This is a genomic window from Pseudoalteromonas sp. SR43-2 (genome assembly GCF_014163885.1).
GTDB lineage: Bacteria > Pseudomonadota > Gammaproteobacteria > Enterobacterales > Alteromonadaceae > Pseudoalteromonas > Pseudoalteromonas distincta.
Genome location: NZ_JACJED010000004.1, coordinates 154,698 through 172,271, shown reverse-complemented (window position 1 = coordinate 172,271; position 17,574 = coordinate 154,698). Strand labels below are relative to the sequence as shown.

Here is a 17,574-nt window from a genome sequence, read left to right as displayed (position 1 = left end):
TTTCAATCTTTAGTCTTAATTACACACTTTAAAAACAAGCGCTTATAAAATATAAAAAGTAATTTTAACTTAAAGTTTAGCAAACGAGCGTTCTGCCGCCGCTATTGTGTCTTTTACTTCTTGCTCAGTATGCGCAGCACATACAAAACCAGCTTCAAATGCTGATGGAGCAAGGTAGACACCTTCTTCAAGCATAAGGTGGAAAAAACGTTTGAAGCGCTCTAGGTCACACTCAGTAGCTTGTTTGTAGGTCGTTACTTTTTCAGCATCAGTAAAAAAGAATCCATACATGCCGCCAGCATAGTTAGTTGTTAGCGCAATACCGGCTTTTTTAGCACCAGCTTCAAAGCCTTCACAAATTGCTTTTGAAATAGCTTCTAACTTATCGTGTAGACCTGGCTCACATAATAGCTCAAGTGATTTTAAACCTGCAGCCATCGCAATAGGGTTACCAGAAAGAGTACCCGCTTGGTAAACAGGTCCTACAGGCGCAATGTAATCCATTATTTCTGTTTTGCCACCAAATGCGCCAACAGGCATGCCGCCGCCAATTACTTTACCTAAACATGTAAGATCTGGTTTAATGTTGTAATAAGCTTGTGCACCGCCAAGTGCAACACGAAAGCCTGTCATTACTTCATCAAAAATAAGTACTGATTTATATTCGTCACACACATCACGCAAACCTTCTAAAAAGCCAGGCACTGGTGGAATACAGTTCATGTTACCGGCTACTGGCTCTACAATAATACAGGCAATTTCGTCTGCGTATTTTGCAAAAATAGCTTTTACTTCATCTAGGTTATTAAACGAAACTGTAAGTGTATGCTTGGCAAAGTCTTCAGGAATACCTGGAGAATTAGGCACACCCATTGTTAGCGCACCAGAGCCTGCCTTAACTAATAACGAGTCAGCGTGACCGTGGTAACAACCTTCAAATTTTAATATTTTATCGCGACCGGTAAAGCCACGTGCTAAACGAATTGCACTCATTGTTGCTTCAGTGCCTGAGCTAACCATGCGTACTTTTTCGATTGATGGAACTAGCTCTTTTACTTTTTCAGCCATTAATATTTCGGCTTCAGTTGGTGCGCCATAGCTAAGGCCATTTTCTACAGCTTCGTGTACGGCTTGTTTAATTGCAGGGTGGTTATGGCCCATGATCATAGGCCCCCAAGAGCCAACATAATCAATGTAACGATTACCGTCGGCATCAAATGTAAACGCGCCTTCTGCTTTTGTAATGAATAGTGGCGTACCGCCTACACCATTAAAAGCACGAACTGGTGAGTTTACGCCACCAGGAATAGAAGCTTGGGCGCGTTCAAATAAGTCTTGGCTAATTGTCATGAAAAATCCTATAAATTGTCACTTAAAAGGGGGTTAGCTGTCGCGTTTGCGGCTAAACCAAGGTACGTCTACTTCATACTTATCGACTTTGTTTTCTACGCCGAGTGTTAAAGCAAACAGTGCCATACGAATTAATACGCCGTTTTGTACCTGGCGAAATATTGCTAAATTGTCGTTACTGTTTAAGTCGTTATCAAGCTCGTTGGCTTCTAAGCGACTGTCACGTGGAAGAGGATGCATTAATACAGAGTTAGGCTTACAGTGAGCGCTGTAGATAGATTGGCTAATCCTAAAGCCGCCACGGTATTTATTTGCTTCTTCTTGCGAAGGAAAACGCTCTTCTTGAATACGTGTTTGGTAAACAATATCGGCTGCTAAATTGCCTTCCATCTTATTTACTAGCTCAATTTTATGGCCAGCATTTTCTACTGCATCTAAAATGCTTGTTGGCATTTGTAAGCCGTCAGGCGCGACCATCGAAAACTTTACATTTTTATAATGGCACAATAGTTTAGATAAGGAATGCACTGTGCGGCCATACTTTAAATCGCCCACAAGCGCTATATGCATACCATCAATATTTTGACCAAAACGATGTAATTCGCGCTCAATGGTTAATAAGTCAAGCAATGCTTGAGTAGGGTGCTCATTTGGGCCGTCGCCGCCATTAATAACCGGCACAGTACAGCCATCAGCAAATTCACTTACTGAGCCTGCATCAGGATGGCGCATAGCAACAGCGTCAGCATAAGCTGAAATAACGCGGGCGGTATCGTAAAGAGACTCACCCTTAGCAAGGGCTGAACTTTGCATACCTGTAGTTTCACGTACGCCACCGCCAAGTAAGTTAAAGGCGGTGCCAAAGCTAACTCGTGTACGAGTGCTTGGTTCAAAAAACAAATTAGCTAAAATAGCGCCTTCTAGCACCGTAGTTTGCTTTTGCTTTTTAGCATAAGGCTCCATTTTTTTTGCTACTGCAAAAATACGTTCAATGCAGTCTCTGTCTAGCTGATTTACAGACAGTATATGCTCACCTTGGAAACTTAACATGGGGTTATTCCTAATCAATCAAATGGGCGCGATAATCCATAAATGGAGCACGCAATCGCGCGTGTTAAAGCAAGTATTGTAAATTGCAGCGAAGTTTAACATGCGCCGCAAAGCTTATAAATTAGGTTTTATTACCGCAAGCGCCACTATGATGAGCAACGCAATAACTGGGAGCTCATTAAAAATACGGTAAAAGCGGTCTGTCTTAGTGTTGCGGTCATGTTTAAAGTCATTTAATAACTTAAAACAGTAGCCGTGGTATATATATAATATGATCACAAGCACTAGCTTATAGTGCAACCACATACTGTATCTAAACCAATCACGACCATATTCAACAATGGTCAATACACCAAATACAGCGGTTAATACAGCAAATGGGGTAACGAAAAAAAGTAGTCTGCGCTCCATAACTTTTAACATAGAGTTGCATGATCTTTCCTCGCTCATAGCGTGATATACAAATAATCGAGGCAAGTAAAAAATACCGGCAAACCACGCAATCATAAAAAATATGTGGAGTGTTTTATAAATCAATAATGCGCTCATAATAGTCCTTATTGTTTAAAGTAAGCTGTTACGAATGGTTAAAATATGATGAATTTGATCCCAGCGTAATAGCCCCATAATTTGTTGATTATCTAAAAGGTTATAAACGTAAAGCGCGCCACTTCTTTTATCTTTTAGGATATCGAAAGCATCGGCTAGGGTGGCCTGACTACTGATGCCCTGCAAGCTAATATAATTTATATTTATTGTTTCATTAGACATTAGCGTTAAATCGTATTCAGCGAGACGATAGCCATTTTCTTCGTCAAAAACAATTAACGGAGTTTGGCTATCCATGGCATCTAATGTGCTTTTTATTTGCACTTTGTCGTCAGAATAAAGCAATTTAAAGTCTTCATCCATATCATCCATTATCCCCACTTTTTGTAATGCTTCGGTAGCGGGAGATACATGGTACGGTAATCCCTGAAAATCTAGTTGCTGCAAAAATATGGAGCGATTTCCAAAAAACTGTAATGCTGTTACATAGGCCGTGGTGATCACAAGCATAGCTGGAACAATTATCTCAGGTGACGATGTAAGCTCCATGACCGTTGTTAAAGCAGCTAGTGGCGCATGCAACGTGGCGGCCATTAATCCGGCCATACCTAACACGCCATAAGTACCCGCTATATCAGTGCCAGGACTAATAAACTGAGCAAAAAAAGCCATTAGAGTACCAATTAATACGCCAAGTCCAATTACCGGACCAATTAAACCACCTGGTATACCCAAACCGATAGCAAACAATGTAGCAAGTAGTTTAGCGATTAAAATAGTTGTGAGTAGCTTTACGTCATCAGGAGATTCAACCGCGATAGTTATTGCGCTCATACCAGAGCCCATAGCATGAGGTACTGCGTAAGCTATTAAGCTGGCAATGCATCCTGCAATTAATAAACGAGGGAACATACTTAAAGGTTTAAATGTTTTAATAATTAGCATTAAGTTTTGATTAAAGCTAAATGCAATAGCACCCAGCGCCATGCCGCATAATATTAAATAAGGGTAATGCCAACCACTCAATGGCGCTATGGTAATGAGTGCAAGCTCTGAACCTTCACCAAAAACAAACTGTGTTGCCAGTGCACCAGTAACAGCGGCAAGCATGATAGGTACAAATATATGTACTTTATATTCACGAAGTACCACTTCCATTACAAAAATAACGGCTGCAAGTGGAGTATTAAACGACGCGGCTATACCTGCCGCTACTCCACAACCACTTAGAGTGCGCATGGCATTATGCGGTAAATGCAGCTTATCTGCCAAAATACTCGCCCCAGTTGCGCCCATATGCACGGAAGGCCCTTCTCGGCCAACTGAAAAACCGCTAATGAGAGCAAGTGCGCCACCAACAAATTGATTAACCGTATTGTATAAAGGCATTTGCCCGTAGTGACGTTTAATTCTGTGTATAACAAAGGGGATACCCAAGCGGTAATGTTTAAACCCAGTAAAGGCAGCAAACGTGGCTATTAGTAATGCAGCAACTAAAGGCATTAGTACACGTTCAAGTGTTGGTAGGGTAGTAAAGTCGTCAGGTGTTTCTAAAAATAAGCTTTGGAAAAACAGAATGGTTAAGCGAAATAAAATAATAAAAAATGCAGCAATTAATCCGGCAACTACGCCTAATAAGCATAATTGTACAGATGTTTTAGGTTTTGCCAGCCGACGCCTGAGTTGCTCAAGCCACATGCATAATTCCTCGCTGTATTTTTCAGCAGCATTTTAGCAAAAGAGTTTAGCTAAGTCCTTGTGATTTTGAAATTTTCGTAACTTATATTAACAATTTGCAGTGAAGATTAAGACCTATTGCTTATAACTAAAATATTTAATGAGTTTCTAGCGTATAAAGGTCGCTTTTAGTTTGCTTAAGTATTATTTTAGCTAGTTAATGTTTGGCCACTTTTCTACTAATTTATAGATATAACTTAGAGGAAAGAGTTGTTTTACTATACTTGATTAAAACACTCGGGTATTAGATAATCACGCCATTGCGATATTGAGGGTTTTAAAATGTCTGAAGAATTACCAATTAAGTTCAGCGATGCAGCTGCTGTTCGTGTTAAACAGTTAATCGACGAAGAAGAAAACCCAGACTTAAAACTGCGTGTTTATGTAACAGGCGGTGGTTGTTCTGGTTTTCAATATGGTTTTACTTTTGATGAAAAAGCGAATCCTGGCGATTTAGAAATTGTAAAAAATGGTGTAACACTCGTTATTGATCCAATGAGCATTCAATATTTGGTTGATGGTGAGGTTGATTACACTGAAGGATTAGAAGGCGCACGCTTTTTTGTATCTAATCCAAATGCAACAACAACTTGTGGTTGTGGTGCAAGCTTTAGCGTTTAACAGCCAAACGCTAAATAGAATAAAGCCGCTTTTGCGGCTTTTTTAATGCCTACAAATCAGTTGGTGCGTATTCGGTAATTTGCATTATCAATACAAAAAAGCCGAGCACAAAGGCTGAAAACGCTAAAATATACATAAAGCCTTTTTTACCTTGTTTAATTGGTACGCCGTTGTGGCGCAAAAAAAAGTACCAACCTAAACACAACACGATAGGTAATAAAAAAAGAAGTCTGAACATTACTTGGCCTTTTTAGTGCAAATTATTGCTTAATAATAAACGTGTAACATTAAAATGGAACAAATATGTTATAAATATTTTTAAGCTGTTTTATGAAGGTAATATTATTTTTTTAATATTTTCTGATAACTTAGGTCAAATATTCAGTGTTTATAAATGTTCGTTCAGGTTGATTTTGTACCGAGTATGTAATTAATTATTTAACCAAAGTGTTAATAGTATATAATGTATCCAAGAATGAGACGGGCAAAATTTCATTCTCAATAAAAACAAATCTTTACCATATTATTAGCGTAGTTTTTAGCTGTGTTGGTGGAGTGAGTAGCAACACATGCTTTATTAAGCAATAGCTTGCTATTGAAAGTATGACTGCTTACCTGCCTACGGCTATTGATGGAAACTACTGCTTTAATGGGTACGTCAAATCATCTAGTAGGAGATGTAAAATGATGGGCAAAACAGTTTCTTCTGAAGAAAATGCAAAGCTAACAAAGTGGCTTAAAACTAAGCGCCATGAAAAGGGTCATACAATGCGAAGCCTAGCACAAGTGCTTGGAACGCCTCATTCGTTTATCGGCAAGATTGAAAATCAAGAACGCCGCTTAGATGTAATTGAGTTTGTTCGCTATTGTACAGCTCTAGAAGTTGATCCACATGAAGCACTTAGCTTGCTAAAAGTAGATTAACTCAATAATTGCTTAGTACACTTTAAGGGGCACTTGATAGTGCTAAGCAATATGTTAATGCAGGGATGCATTAAATATTTTTGTGGTAATTCTTCTCAAGCTCATACAACTTATGCCTAATCAGATATAAAAATATCAACGAAGGTAAAACCATTAAGGCTGTTAAAATAAAGAACAGCGACCAATTTCCCATTAACCAATCATCAATTACTACACCACTGTAGCTTGAAAGCAATGTTCGTCCTAAATTCCCTAATGACGCCAGTAATGCATAGTGCGTTGCACTAAATGCTCTATCGCATAACATCGATATAAAGGCCACCATAGCGACCAACGACCACGCTTGCGTAAAGCCATCAATAACAATAGCAAAGGCATACAGCCTTAGGTCAGGGCCAACTAAAGCAATCCACGAGAAGGCTAAGTTTGAAGCAGCCATTGCAATACCACTTACAAATAAACCCTTAACAATGCCATATTTTTGATTAAATAAACTGCCAACAAAGGTAAATATGATTGTAAGTACCGCTGTACCTACCTTCGAAAATGTAGCTATATCGCTATTACTAAAACCAATTTCTTTATAAAACACAATCGACATGCGCCCTAAAAACGATTCGCCTATTTTAAATAAGAAAATAAACGCAAGTAATGCTAGTGCTGTTTTAACGCCATTTTTAGTAAAAAAAGCTCTAAAGGGATCAATAACGGTTACCGCAAGCCACGCAACAGTTTTTGTTAAAGGAGTTTGTTTTGTAGAGGACAGTTTTTCAAGGTACACACGCTCAAGTTCAGCATGTACTGCTTCGCGGTTAGTTTCGGGCTCTTTTGCAAACAGTGCTCCACTCATTAACAGCAGCATTACGGCAGCTAAAAAGTAATAAATTTGTGGCCAGTCGAGTGAGGGGATATCGGCCATGTAAAATGGAATGGCGCCTAAAAGTGCATAACCTGTCCACCAACCCGAAGTTGCCATTGCGGCTGCAGCGGTTGCTTTGTGTGATTCGCTTTCGCTTAGGGTGTCTATTCTAAAGGCATCAATAGCAATGTCTTGAGTAGCCGAAGCAATGGCGATTAATAAACAAATCGCAGCAACAATTGCCAAATTAGCTTTTAAATCAAGCCCTGCTAATAGCAAGGTGCCAATAAAAATAAAACTTTGGCAAAATAGTATCCAACTGCGACGTTGGCCTAGCCATTTATATAAAATAGGAAGTTTTGTACGGTCAATGAGTGGTGACCACAAAAAGTTTATGCTGTAAGCGCCAAATACAATGCCAAATAGGCCTATCATACTGCGACTTAGCCCTTCATCTTTTAGCCAAGCAGACATAACAGAGCCAATTAAAACCCACGGAAAACCGCTACTCATGCCAAATATGAAAATGTGGATTAAGCGTTTGTCTTTAAAGTAAGAAAAATATTCGCTAATAGAGAGAGATTTGCTCATAGGGCCTTCATTGGCTTTGATGCAGAGCAGCTAAGCTGCTCTTAAAAAATTATAGTGGGACTTGTTCAAGCACTTTAATGTTTAAGATGACAACAGGTTTTTTAGGTACGAAATCGTAGCCAATTTTTTCATTAAAACCGGTTTCAACAGTCATAATTTTATCAAGCGTGTCGTAACCATCCATTACGCTACCAAATACTGCAAAGCCCCAATCTTTCCCTGGATTTAAGTGATCGTTATTATCCATATTAAAAAAGAATTGGCGAGTTCCTGAGTGCGGTTGTCTATCTTGATATGCCATAGCAATGCTATACATATCGTTTTTTAAACCGTTACCGCTTTCATTAAAAATAGGGTCATTTTCATGTAGGCCATCATAGTCTTTATCGTAACCGCCACCTTGAATAACAAAGTCGCGATCATTTTCTACATCGCGCTCAATACGGTGAAAAACGCTGCCTTGATAACTTTTGTCTGACACGTAAGTTAAAAAATTATTGACTGTGATGGGCGCTTTAGAGCGATCCAGCTCAACCACGATGCTACCCATTGACGTTACAATTTCTACGCGTGGAAAAATGTTGTCCTTTTGCACAAAGCGGCCTTCTTGGGCTGCTAAGCTACTTACACTAAAGAATAGGCCTAAGCAGATTAAAAAAAGTCGTTTCATAGTTAACCTTCTAAAAATTCTATTAATTCAGGGTCAGATACAATGCGGGTAATAACTTGCTCAGTCAACTTATTGAGCTGACCTTCTATTTTTGCTTGCTCATGACTAAATGGGCCTTCTAAATTAGCACTACCTCTATACACTTTACTAAAGTTACTTGAGGCGCGAATAACACGCACGCCAAGTTCTATGTGGGCTTCGCTGGTATGGCTCACTAGCTTTTCGGTTACAACAGCTTGCAATGCATGAATATCTACTTCAAAGCGAACAGTTGCTAAGTTAGAAATACTGGCTCCATTGCGGCTAAGGGCGCTGTCTAACACACTTTTAATAGAGCTGGTAATGCCTTGGCTTGCAAAGGTTTTAGTTTTGTCTGACTCAATAAGTTTAAGTGTTGATGTATCGCCACGTAAATCAATTACACTAGTACTTAAGCTACTATTTATAGTGCTAATTTGACCATTTTTATAAACAGGGTTAAGTATTACTTGGCTAGGCTGATTCGCGCAGCCACCAAGTATCAGTAATACACAACACCCAATTATAATGTTTGTTAATTTCATTTATAGCATTCCACTATTTTTTGTTGCACTTAAAACGACAAACTTTTTGTTTGAACCTAGCAACTTACAGTTGCCAAACATACGGTTTAATTTATCATGATAATCTAAATGACGATTACCAATAATACGCAGCTCGCCGCCTTCTTTTAAAGTATCTTTTGCTTGTTTAAACATTTGCCAAGCAATATGGTCGGTAACGGCCTGAGCTTGGTGAAATGGAGGGTTACAAAGCACCATATCTACACTGTCTCTTTCAAAGCCTGTTAAACAGTCGTTTTCGATGAACTCGCAGTTATCAAACTTATCGCCTAGGTTAATTTCTACATTTAACCGAGCCGACTCTACTGCCATGTAAGACTCATCAACAAAAGTAACTGATGCATTAGGGCAACGAGCAAGCGTCATTAATCCAACAACTCCGTTACCACAGCCTAAATCAATAATGCTTTTAGCTTTTGGTGTTTCTGGTAAGTAGTTAAAAAAGAAGCGTGCACCAATATCTAACGAATCACGCGAAAACACATTTGCATGGTTTGTTATATTAAACTCAGTACCTTCAAGCTCCCACGTTACAGGGAAATCTGCTGCTTTATATCCGCCTTTAGCTGTACTTAATATAAGACGGGATTTTTTAACTGCTAGGCTAGTTTTTGTTTCACCAATAAATTGCTCAAATGATTTTATTGTTGAGTTATGAATTTCTTTTGTTTTACCTGCGGCAATTACTGGCGTACCAGGTGCAAGGACTTCACTGAGTTCACTTAACTGAAACTGTAAAAAACCTACATTACGAGGGATTTTAATAAGTACTAAATCAACATCCTGCGGTAATGCAGACAAACTATCTAATTGTGTAAAATCTGCTGTAGGCAGTTTGTTTTCTTGTAAGTTATAAGCCGCAGCTTGGTGGCTAATATAAGAATCGTTAACTGAACAAACCGTTAACTTATTAAAATAACAAGCAAGTGCACCAAAGCTATCGTTTAAAATAAGCAATGAGCGACAATCAGGGTGATGTTCGTTAACATAATTGATAAGGTACTCATCTGCCGAATCCCACGCTTGTAAGCTGCGGTTTTTTTGATCCAAAGGAAAGCGTTCAAGAGTAAAGGTTTTATCGCCTAGCTGGGCTTGCGTCGTCATAATGGTTCGTTGATCAGTAATCTAATGTAGGTAAATTCTAACATGCAACGGCAAAACGCCAACCCCCAACAGTTACCAAATGGCTTTTCTTATCAAAGTAGGGCACTTAGTGCACAAAAAAGCCTCGATCTATTTTATTATTTGCAAAAAAACCTACGTTGGCAGCAACCCGATGTAACTGTTTATGGTAAAACGGGGCCTATTCCACGGCTACAATGCTTCATGAGCGATTTAAATATTGAATACGGCTATTCAAGTAGTAAGCAAATAGTAGAGCCATGGGATGAATTGTTACTTAATATGAGAAGGCGTTTAGAGGCGCACTTAAATCAGCCTCTAAACTCATTACTCGTTAATTATTACCGAGATGGTAATGATACGATGGGCTGGCACAGTGATGATGAAATAGAGCTTGGTGATAAACCAACAATTGTGTGTGTCTCGCTAGGAGCTGATCGGGTTCTAAAGTTAAAGCACAAGGCGAGCAATAAAGTAACCGACTTAAAATTACAAAGTGGCAGCTGTTTAATAATGAATGGACATAGCCAGCGAGATTATCAACATGCAATACCTAAGCAAACAACGCTTGCACATCCTCGAATAAGTTTAACTTACCGATTTATTAAGCACATTAAACAAAAGCAATTTAGTTAGCCAAGCGCTGCGTTAAATTGTTATAGTAAGTATATAAATTAGCTAATTAAAACGGTCTTTTATGTCAATGCAGCAACAGATCCAAGAAAAAATAAGCAACGCTATTGCGTGTAAACATTTAAACGTAATTAACGAAAGCCATATGCACAGTGCGGGCACTGAATCACACTTTAAAGTAATAGTGGTTAGCGAAGGTTTTACAGGTAAACGTTTATTGCAGCGCCATCGTGAAATTAATGAAATTCTAAAAGATGAATTAGCAAATCATATTCATGCACTCGCAATTCATACATATACACCCGATGAGTATACAGAGCAGGGCGGCGAGGCACCTGATTCACCTAATTGTATGGGCGGCTCTAAATTAGCTTAAATAATTAATAGTGATTTGATAGTTACACTTGTGGTTAACTGATCAGATCAGTGTTTTTAGTATTAGCCTTTAAACTAGCGCTAATTTTTATTGTAAAAGATATAGGATGATCAATGGTCATTAAGCCTAAAATTCGTGGATTTATCTGCACAAACGCACATCCAGCTGGTTGTGCAGAGCATGTTCAAGAACAAATTAACTATGTAAAACAACAAGGCGCATTAAAAAATGCACCAAAAAATGTATTAGTTATTGGCGCATCAACAGGCTACGGCTTGGCTTCGCGCATTACAGCTGCGTTTGGTGGTGGTGCTAAAACATTAGGTATTTTCTTTGAAAAAGAAGGTACAGATCGCAAAACAGGTTCTGCTGGTTGGTACAATACCGCTGCTTTTCAAGATGCAGCAGACGAAGCAGGCCTTTGGTCTAAAAATATTAATGGCGATGCGTTTTCTAACGAAATTAAACAAAAAGCAATCGACACTATTAAAGCAGATTTGGGCAAAGTAGATTGTATTATTTACAGCTTAGCGTCTCCTCGTCGTACAGACCCAAATACGGGCGAAGTATACTCATCTACGCTTAAGCCAATTGGAAATGCCGTTACTACTAAAAACTTAAATACATCAAAGCGTGAAATTGATGAAATTACTGTTGAAGCTGCAAACCAAGACGATATCGACAACACCATTAAAGTAATGGGCGGTGAAGATTGGGAAATGTGGATTGACGCATTAAAAGAAGCGGATGTATTAGCCGATAACTTTAAAACGACTGCGTACACTTATATTGGTAAAGAGCTAACATGGCCAATATACGGACACGCTACTATTGGTAAGGCTAAAGAAGATTTAGACCGTGCAACTGCTGCTATTAAAGAATCAACAAAAGATTTAAATGGTGAGGCATATGTTTCATCACTTAATGCTGTGGTAACGCAAGCAAGTTCTGCTATTCCTATTATGCCGTTATATATCTCTGCTTTATTTAAAGTTATGAAAGCAGATGGCACATACGAAGGCACTATTGAGCAAATTCACGCTTTATTTAGTGAAAACTTGTATGGTGAATCACCTCGCTTTGACGACGGTGGACATTTATTCCAAAACTACAAAGAGCTAGAAGACGATGTACAAGCTCGCGTGCAAGCTGTTTGGGATAAAGTAGATACGAGCAACATTGATGAGCTAACAGATTATGTTGGTTACCATAATGAGTTTTTACGCTTATTTGGTTTTGGTATAGATAGTGTTGACTACGATCAAGATGTAGATTCAGTTAAGCCAATTGCCAATATGATTGACTAACAGAACTTAGGGCCTGTTTATCTTTCGAGGTTAAATTTGCAGCAGTCTGTTTGGTATTTAGGCAAGGCAGAGCCTATGTAGTGTGGTTATTCCCCATACATGGGCGATAACGTGGAATAAATGCCAAACATGCGTTGCCCAAAGGGTTCTGCCTAGGGGCTATTTACTCTTTGTTGCTCGGTTTTTACTTAGCCCACTAGGTTACAAACCTCACGCCGCGATTAAATAGCCCCTAGATTGAACAAATTTTAATCCTGAAAGGTCAACAGGCCCTAGTTATAAAAAGCCGCTATCGCGGCTTTTTTTGTATTATGCGATTTGTTGAATTTACGATGAAATCAGGAATGATAATTGCTTAGGCTACCACTTTGGTCTAGCTTGATTTTTATTTAATTCACTTAACAAAACTAAATAAGTGTTTCTGTCGTATAATTTTCATAAATACACTCGCATAGTCATCTAAAATGATGTTAAAATCTCGACAATATGTGATGAGTTTTACTACGTTGCTTGTTTGATATCTCTAGCAAGCTGCTCTTTTGTACCTTGATATAACTTGGAATAACTCAAATGGCGACGTGGTTGATACGATTTTTCAGTTTCTTTCCTTTAATGTAATGCAAGTGCGTATGATCAACATAAAAAAAGGTCTGGATTTACCCTTAGAGGGCGCGCCACAGCAAGTTATACATGACGGTTCTGCTGTCAAACGTGTAGCTGTGCTTGGCGAAGAGTTTATCGGTATGCGTCCAACCATGCATGTTCGTGTGGATGACCAAGTCAAAAAAGGCCAGGTACTTTTTGAAGATAAAAAGAACCCAGGCGTCCTATTTACTGCTCCAGCTTCTGGTACAGTAAAAGAAATAAATCGTGGTGCTAAACGTGTGCTGCAATCTGTTGTTATTGAAGTAGCAGGCAGTGAGCAAATCACCTTTGACTCTTTCAAAGCAGACGAGCTTCCGAGCTTAGAGCGCGAAAAAGCCAAAGAAGTACTTATCCAGTCTGGTCAATGGACAGCACTTCGTGTTCGCCCATTCAGCAAAGTAGCGGCTGTGGATGCAAATCCTAGTTCTATTTTTGTGACCGCAATCGACACAAACCCATTAGCTGCAGATCCTGCAGTAATTATTGCAGAAAATGCGCAAGCATTTGAAGCGGGTCTTGCAGTTGTTTCGCGTTTGACTGATGGCAAAGTATTTGTGTGTAAAAAAGCAGGCAGCCAAGTTCCTAGCTCATCTATAGCTCAAGTAGAAGTACATGAGTTTGGTGGTGTGCATCCGGCTGGCCTCGTTGGCACTCATATCCATCATCTTGATGCAGTTTCTGTTAGCAAACAAGTTTGGCATATTGGTTACCAAGACGTTATTGCGTATGGTCACTTATTCCTTACTGGTGAAATTTACACAAATCGTGTTATTTCGCTTGCAGGTCCTCGCGTTAAAAACCCACGTTTAGTGAAAACACAATTAGGTGCTTCATTGGATGATTTAGTGGCTGGTGAGTTAGAAGACGGAGATAACCGCGTTATTTCTGGTTCTGTTCTATCGGGTTCTATTTCAAACGGTGTTCATGCATTCTTAGGTCGTTACCACGTTCAAGTATCTGTTTTACTTGAAGGTCGCGAAAAAGAATTGTTTGGCTGGATTGCACCAGGTAGTGATAAATTCTCTGTAACGCGTACATTCCTTTCTCACCTTGCACCAAGTCGTTTATTTAAAATGACAACGTCAACAGGTGGTTCAAAACGTGCCATGGTACCAATTGGTAGCTACGAGCGCGTAATGCCGTTAGATATTTTGCCTACTCTATTATTACGTGACTTAATTGCACGTGATTTAGACAGTGCAATTTCATTGGGCGCGCTTGAACTTGATGAAGAAGATTTAGCGTTATGTACCTTCGTTTGTCCAGGCAAATACGAGTATGGTTCTATCCTACGCGATTGCTTAACTACGATCGAGAAGGAAGGCTAGAGAGATGGGTTTAAAAAAATATCTAGAAGATATCGAGCCGAATTTTGAAGCCGGTGGTAAATATGAAAAGTTTTATGCACTGTATGAAGCAGCTGCAACTATTTTTTATACACCAGGCTACGTAAATAAAGGCGCGACACACGTACGCGATAACATCGACCTAAAACGTATGATGATTTTAGTGTGGATGGCGACGTTCCCAGCTATGTTTTTTGGTATGTTCAATATCGGTCATCAGGCCGCTGGTGCTTTAGCACAAGGTTTTGAATTAGCAAACACGTGGCAAGTTGGTTTGTTCCAGTTATTCGGTGGTGAGTTAACCGCTGATGCAGGCTGGGGCGCTAAGATGTTCTATGGAGCATGTTTCTTCTTACCTATCTACGCTGTAACATTTGCAGTAGGTGGTTTCTGGGAAGTTATATTTGCTTCAGTGCGTAAGCATGAAATTAACGAAGGTTTCTTCGTTACTTCTGTATTATTTGCACTTATTTTGCCAGCAACTATTCCTTTATGGCAAGTTGCGTTAGGTATTACGTTTGGTGTAGTAATCGCTAAAGAAATCTTTGGTGGTACTGGCCGTAACTTCTTAAACCCTGCTTTAGCCGGTCGTGCATTTTTATTCTTTGCATACCCAGCTCAAATCTCAGGTGACACAGTATGGACAGCAGTAGATTCTTTCTCTGGTGCAACTATGCTAGGCCAAGCATTTGCTGGCACACTTGACTTTGCAAACATGGAATTATGGTGGAATGCGTTTTATGGTTTCATTCAAGGTTCTGTAGGTGAAACATCTACACTTGCATTATTAGTAGGTGGTTTGTTCTTAATTTACGTTCGTATCGCTTCTTGGCGCATCGTACTAGGTGTATTCCTAGGTATGGTAGCAACTGCATTTTTATTAAATGCTGTTGGCTCAGAAACTAACCCTGTATTTGCAATGCCTTGGTATTGGCATTTTGTACTTGGTGGCTTTGCGTTTGGTATGTTCTTTATGGCTACTGACCCTGTATCAGCTGCATTTACTGACAAAGGTAAATTAGCATATGGTCTATTAATTGGCTTTATGGTGGTTATGATACGTGTTGTGAATCCTGCTTTCCCAGAAGGCATGATGCTAGCAATCTTATTTGCTAACTTGTTCGCTCCACTGTTCGATCACTTTGTAGTGCAGGCTAATATTAAGCGGAGGTTGGCACGTAATGTCTAGTAATAACGAATCAATCGGCAAAACGTTATCAGTTGTTGTAGCACTATGTTTAGTGTGTGCAATCATTGTATCGTTTGCTTCTGTACAGCTTCGTCCTTTACAGCAAGCTAATAAAAACAAAGATATTCAAAGCAATATCTTAGCTGCTGCGGGCATCGACAAAGTTGAAAATGTTCTTGAAACATTTGATGCAAAAATCGAAGCGCGCGTTGTAAACATGACTACAGGTGAGTTTGTAGATACAGACCCAACAATCTTTGACTTTGAAAAAAGCAAATATGATGCAGCGCTAAGTGTTTCTCTTCAAGAGAAAGGCGTTAAAGATATTGCTGGTATTCAACGTGTGACTAAAGAGTCACCGGTGTATATCTCTAAAAAAGAAGATGGCTCAGTTGATGCAATCATTCTTCCTATCCAAGGCTACGGCTTATGGGGCTTAATGTACGGTTTTATCTCGCTTGAAAGCGATGGTGAAACAGTTAAGGGCATTATCTTTTACAAGCATAATGAAACCCCAGGTCTTGGTGGCGAAATCCAAAATCCACAGTGGACTGCTACATGGGAAGGTAAAGAACTTCCAATTCAAATTGTTAAAGGTACTGCGGGCAATGATGAGCATAAGATCGATGGTCTTTCAGGTGCTACATTAACGTCTAACGGTGTTGATCATGCAGTTGACTTTTGGACTGGCGAAAATGGCTTTGGCCCTTTCCTTGCGAAAGTACGTAAAGGAGCATTGAAATAATGGCTGATACTAAAGAAATGAAGGCGGTCCTATTTGGTCCGGTTTTAGCTAACAACCCAATCGCACTACAAGTACTTGGTATTTGTTCTGCGCTAGCGGTAACGTCTAGCTTAAAAAATGCGTTAATCATGTCAATTGCATTGACACTTGTAACTGCGTTTTCGAGCTTCTTTATCTCGCTTATTCGTAACCAGATCCCATCATCTGTACGTATCATCGTACAAATGACCATTATCGCATCATTGGTAATCGTTGTTGACCAAGTATTACAGGCATTTTCTTATGCTACTGCAAAAGAGCTTTCTGTATTCGTTGGTCTAATCATTACTAACTGTATCGTAATGGGTCGTGCTGAAGCATACGCGATGAAGTCGCCACCACTTATGTCATTCCTTGACGGTATTGGTAACGGCTTAGGTTACTCTGTAGTACTACTTACTGTTGGTTTCATTCGTGAGCTATTTGGTAAGGGTTCACTATTCGGTGTTGATATTATCCCATTAGTACAAGATGGCGGTTGGTATCAGCCTATGGGTCTATTGATCTTACCACCGAGTGCATTCTTCATCATTGGTTTATTCATATGGGTACTGCGTACTTATAAGAAAGACCAAGTAGAAGCTAAAGCGTAAGGGGCAAATAGTGGAACATTATATTAGTTTATTTGTAAAAGCCGTTTTTATTGAGAACTTAGCGTTGTCATTCTTCTTAGGCATGTGTACTTTTTTAGCGGTATCTAAAAAAGTTACTACATCAATTGGTCTAGGCATAGCGGTTATAGTTGTATTGGGTATTTCTGTACCTGTAAACAACTTGGTTTATCATGCGGTACTTGCACCTGGTTCACTAACTTGGTTAGGTTACCCAGATGCAGATCTTAGCTTTTTACGTTTCTTAACTTTCATTGGTGTTATTGCAGCACTTGTGCAAATTCTTGAAATGGCATTAGATAAGTTTTTCCCTGCACTATACAACGCGTTAGGTATCTTCTTACCACTTATCACAGTTAACTGTGCAATATTTGGTGCGGTATCATTCATGGTTGAGCGTAACTATAACTTCGGCGAGTCTGTTGTTTATGGTATTGGCGCTGGTGTTGGTTGGGCACTTGCAATTACATTACTTGCAGGTATCCGTGAGAAACTGAAATACTCAGACGTACCTGACGGCTTACGTGGTTTAGGTATTACCTTCATCACTGTTGGTTTAATGGGACTTGGCTTTATGTCATTCTCTGGTATTTCACTGTAAAGGTAGC

General features: G+C 39.4%; 19 protein-coding genes. 10 read left to right on the top strand and 9 right to left on the bottom strand.

The features are described 5' to 3' along the window. Positions 1-69: 69 nt before the first annotated feature. The 4 genes from hemL to H5120_RS04985 all read right to left on the bottom strand — a co-directional run bounded on the left by hemL (position 70) and on the right by H5120_RS04985 (position 4,647). Positions 70-1,350, bottom strand: coding sequence for a glutamate-1-semialdehyde 2,1-aminomutase (gene hemL / locus H5120_RS05000; RefSeq protein ID WP_024598294.1), 1,281 nt, complete (start codon positions 1,348-1,350; stop codon positions 70-72). A gap of 33 nt (positions 1,351-1,383) precedes the next feature. After that, complete coding sequence (locus H5120_RS04995) at positions 1,384-2,400, bottom strand: aspartate carbamoyltransferase (RefSeq protein WP_002958914.1); 1,017 nt, start codon at positions 2,398-2,400, stop codon at positions 1,384-1,386. Positions 2,401-2,514: 114 nt separating this feature from the next. Continuing rightward, the gene (locus tag H5120_RS04990; RefSeq protein ID WP_182673779.1) at positions 2,515-2,949 is read right to left on the bottom strand and encodes a CopD family protein; all 435 of its coding nucleotides are present in this window, start codon (positions 2,947-2,949) and stop codon (positions 2,515-2,517) included. Between the two features lie 15 nt (positions 2,950-2,964). Continuing rightward, positions 2,965-4,647: a chloride channel protein gene (locus H5120_RS04985; RefSeq protein WP_002958912.1), complete on the bottom strand. Its 1,683-nt coding sequence runs from the start codon at positions 4,645-4,647 to the stop codon at positions 2,965-2,967. A 321-nt stretch (positions 4,648-4,968) separates the two neighbouring features. Between H5120_RS04985 and erpA the strand changes: the two genes are divergently transcribed. Next, positions 4,969-5,307 carry an iron-sulfur cluster insertion protein ErpA gene (gene erpA, locus H5120_RS04980; protein WP_002958911.1) on the top strand — a complete coding sequence of 113 codons (339 nt, stop codon included), beginning with the start codon at positions 4,969-4,971 and terminating at the stop codon, positions 5,305-5,307. Positions 5,308-5,356: 49 nt separating this feature from the next. Here erpA and H5120_RS04975 read toward each other — a convergent pair whose 3' ends face one another. Beyond that, a complete protein-coding gene (locus H5120_RS04975) occupies positions 5,357-5,545 on the bottom strand; it encodes a hypothetical protein (protein WP_024596569.1) in 189 nt (62 codons plus the stop codon). Between the two features lie 446 nt (positions 5,546-5,991). On the opposite strand from H5120_RS04975, the gene H5120_RS04970 reads away from it, so the two are divergent. After that, entirely contained in the window at positions 5,992-6,231 is a 240-nt protein-coding gene (locus H5120_RS04970; protein WP_002958908.1) for a helix-turn-helix domain-containing protein, read from the top strand. 70 nt (positions 6,232-6,301) lie between these two features. On the opposite strand, the gene H5120_RS04965 is transcribed toward H5120_RS04970, so the two are convergent. From H5120_RS04965 to H5120_RS04950, 4 genes are read right to left on the bottom strand one after another with little or no spacing between them, the layout of a single operon-like run. Beyond that, positions 6,302-7,681, bottom strand: coding sequence for an AmpG family muropeptide MFS transporter (locus H5120_RS04965; protein ID WP_182673778.1), 1,380 nt, complete (start codon positions 7,679-7,681; stop codon positions 6,302-6,304). Between the two features lie 49 nt (positions 7,682-7,730). Next, entirely contained in the window at positions 7,731-8,351 is a 621-nt protein-coding gene (locus tag H5120_RS04960) for a peptidylprolyl isomerase (protein ID WP_002958906.1), read from the bottom strand. Between the two features lie 2 nt (positions 8,352-8,353). Beyond that, positions 8,354-8,914: a YajG family lipoprotein gene (locus tag H5120_RS04955; RefSeq protein ID WP_165744317.1), complete on the bottom strand. Its 561-nt coding sequence runs from the start codon at positions 8,912-8,914 to the stop codon at positions 8,354-8,356. Beyond that, positions 8,915-10,057, bottom strand: a complete 1,143-nt coding sequence (locus H5120_RS04950; protein WP_024604970.1) for a methyltransferase — start codon at positions 10,055-10,057, stop codon at positions 8,915-8,917. Between the two features lie 42 nt (positions 10,058-10,099). Here H5120_RS04950 and H5120_RS04945 point away from each other — a divergent pair, with 42 nt between their 5' ends. From H5120_RS04945 to nqrE, 8 genes are all read left to right on the top strand, one after another. Continuing rightward, positions 10,100-10,711, top strand: coding sequence for an alpha-ketoglutarate-dependent dioxygenase AlkB (locus H5120_RS04945; protein WP_024604969.1), 612 nt, complete (start codon positions 10,100-10,102; stop codon positions 10,709-10,711). 61 nt (positions 10,712-10,772) lie between these two features. Next, complete coding sequence (locus H5120_RS04940) at positions 10,773-11,084, top strand: BolA family transcriptional regulator (protein ID WP_024596564.1); 312 nt, start codon at positions 10,773-10,775, stop codon at positions 11,082-11,084. Between the two features lie 113 nt (positions 11,085-11,197). Further along, on the top strand, positions 11,198-12,391 hold the full coding sequence (gene fabV / locus H5120_RS04935) for an enoyl-ACP reductase FabV (protein ID WP_182673777.1): 1,194 nt from the start codon (positions 11,198-11,200) through the stop codon (positions 12,389-12,391). Between the two features lie 629 nt (positions 12,392-13,020). After that, positions 13,021-14,364, top strand: coding sequence for a Na(+)-translocating NADH-quinone reductase subunit A (locus tag H5120_RS04930; RefSeq protein WP_024596562.1), 1,344 nt, complete (start codon positions 13,021-13,023; stop codon positions 14,362-14,364). 4 nt (positions 14,365-14,368) lie between these two features. Then, positions 14,369-15,571, top strand: a complete 1,203-nt coding sequence (locus H5120_RS04925; RefSeq protein ID WP_002958899.1) for an NADH:ubiquinone reductase (Na(+)-transporting) subunit B — start codon at positions 14,369-14,371, stop codon at positions 15,569-15,571. Further along, positions 15,564-16,316, top strand: coding sequence for a Na(+)-translocating NADH-quinone reductase subunit C (locus H5120_RS04920; protein ID WP_002958898.1), 753 nt, complete (start codon positions 15,564-15,566; stop codon positions 16,314-16,316). Before H5120_RS04925 ends, H5120_RS04920 begins: the two co-directional genes overlap by 8 nt. Beyond that, positions 16,316-16,948, top strand: coding sequence for an NADH:ubiquinone reductase (Na(+)-transporting) subunit D (locus tag H5120_RS04915; RefSeq protein WP_002958897.1), 633 nt, complete (start codon positions 16,316-16,318; stop codon positions 16,946-16,948). The genes H5120_RS04920 and H5120_RS04915 overlap by 1 nt, the downstream gene beginning before the upstream one ends. Positions 16,949-16,958: 10 nt before the next feature. Beyond that, on the top strand, positions 16,959-17,567 hold the full coding sequence (gene nqrE, locus H5120_RS04910; RefSeq protein WP_002958896.1) for an NADH:ubiquinone reductase (Na(+)-transporting) subunit E: 609 nt from the start codon (positions 16,959-16,961) through the stop codon (positions 17,565-17,567). Positions 17,568-17,574 lie beyond the last annotated feature (7 nt).

Bases quoted from the DNA above. Each gene is read 5' to 3' on its own strand.
- hemL (WP_024598294.1), bottom strand. From the start codon at position 1,350: ATGACAATTAGCCAAGACTTATTTGAACGCGCCCAAGCTTCTATTCCT.
- H5120_RS04995 (WP_002958914.1), bottom strand. From the start codon at position 2,400: ATGTTAAGTTTCCAAGGTGAGCATATACTGTCTGTAAATCAGCTAGAC.
- H5120_RS04990 (WP_182673779.1), bottom strand. From the start codon at position 2,949: ATGAGCGCATTATTGATTTATAAAACACTCCACATATTTTTTATGATT.
- H5120_RS04985 (WP_002958912.1), bottom strand. From the start codon at position 4,647: ATGTGGCTTGAGCAACTCAGGCGTCGGCTGGCAAAACCTAAAACATCT.
- erpA (WP_002958911.1), top strand. From the start codon at position 4,969: ATGTCTGAAGAATTACCAATTAAGTTCAGCGATGCAGCTGCTGTTCGT.
- H5120_RS04975 (WP_024596569.1), bottom strand. From the start codon at position 5,545: ATGTTCAGACTTCTTTTTTTATTACCTATCGTGTTGTGTTTAGGTTGG.
- H5120_RS04970 (WP_002958908.1), top strand. From the start codon at position 5,992: ATGATGGGCAAAACAGTTTCTTCTGAAGAAAATGCAAAGCTAACAAAG.
- H5120_RS04965 (WP_182673778.1), bottom strand. From the start codon at position 7,681: ATGAGCAAATCTCTCTCTATTAGCGAATATTTTTCTTACTTTAAAGAC.
- H5120_RS04960 (WP_002958906.1), bottom strand. From the start codon at position 8,351: ATGAAACGACTTTTTTTAATCTGCTTAGGCCTATTCTTTAGTGTAAGT.
- H5120_RS04955 (WP_165744317.1), bottom strand. From the start codon at position 8,914: ATGAAATTAACAAACATTATAATTGGGTGTTGTGTATTACTGATACTT.
- H5120_RS04950 (WP_024604970.1), bottom strand. From the start codon at position 10,057: ATGACGACGCAAGCCCAGCTAGGCGATAAAACCTTTACTCTTGAACGC.
- H5120_RS04945 (WP_024604969.1), top strand. From the start codon at position 10,100: ATGCAACGGCAAAACGCCAACCCCCAACAGTTACCAAATGGCTTTTCT.
- H5120_RS04940 (WP_024596564.1), top strand. From the start codon at position 10,773: ATGTCAATGCAGCAACAGATCCAAGAAAAAATAAGCAACGCTATTGCG.
- fabV (WP_182673777.1), top strand. From the start codon at position 11,198: ATGGTCATTAAGCCTAAAATTCGTGGATTTATCTGCACAAACGCACAT.
- H5120_RS04930 (WP_024596562.1), top strand. From the start codon at position 13,021: ATGATCAACATAAAAAAAGGTCTGGATTTACCCTTAGAGGGCGCGCCA.
- H5120_RS04925 (WP_002958899.1), top strand. From the start codon at position 14,369: ATGGGTTTAAAAAAATATCTAGAAGATATCGAGCCGAATTTTGAAGCC.
- H5120_RS04920 (WP_002958898.1), top strand. From the start codon at position 15,564: ATGTCTAGTAATAACGAATCAATCGGCAAAACGTTATCAGTTGTTGTA.
- H5120_RS04915 (WP_002958897.1), top strand. From the start codon at position 16,316: ATGGCTGATACTAAAGAAATGAAGGCGGTCCTATTTGGTCCGGTTTTA.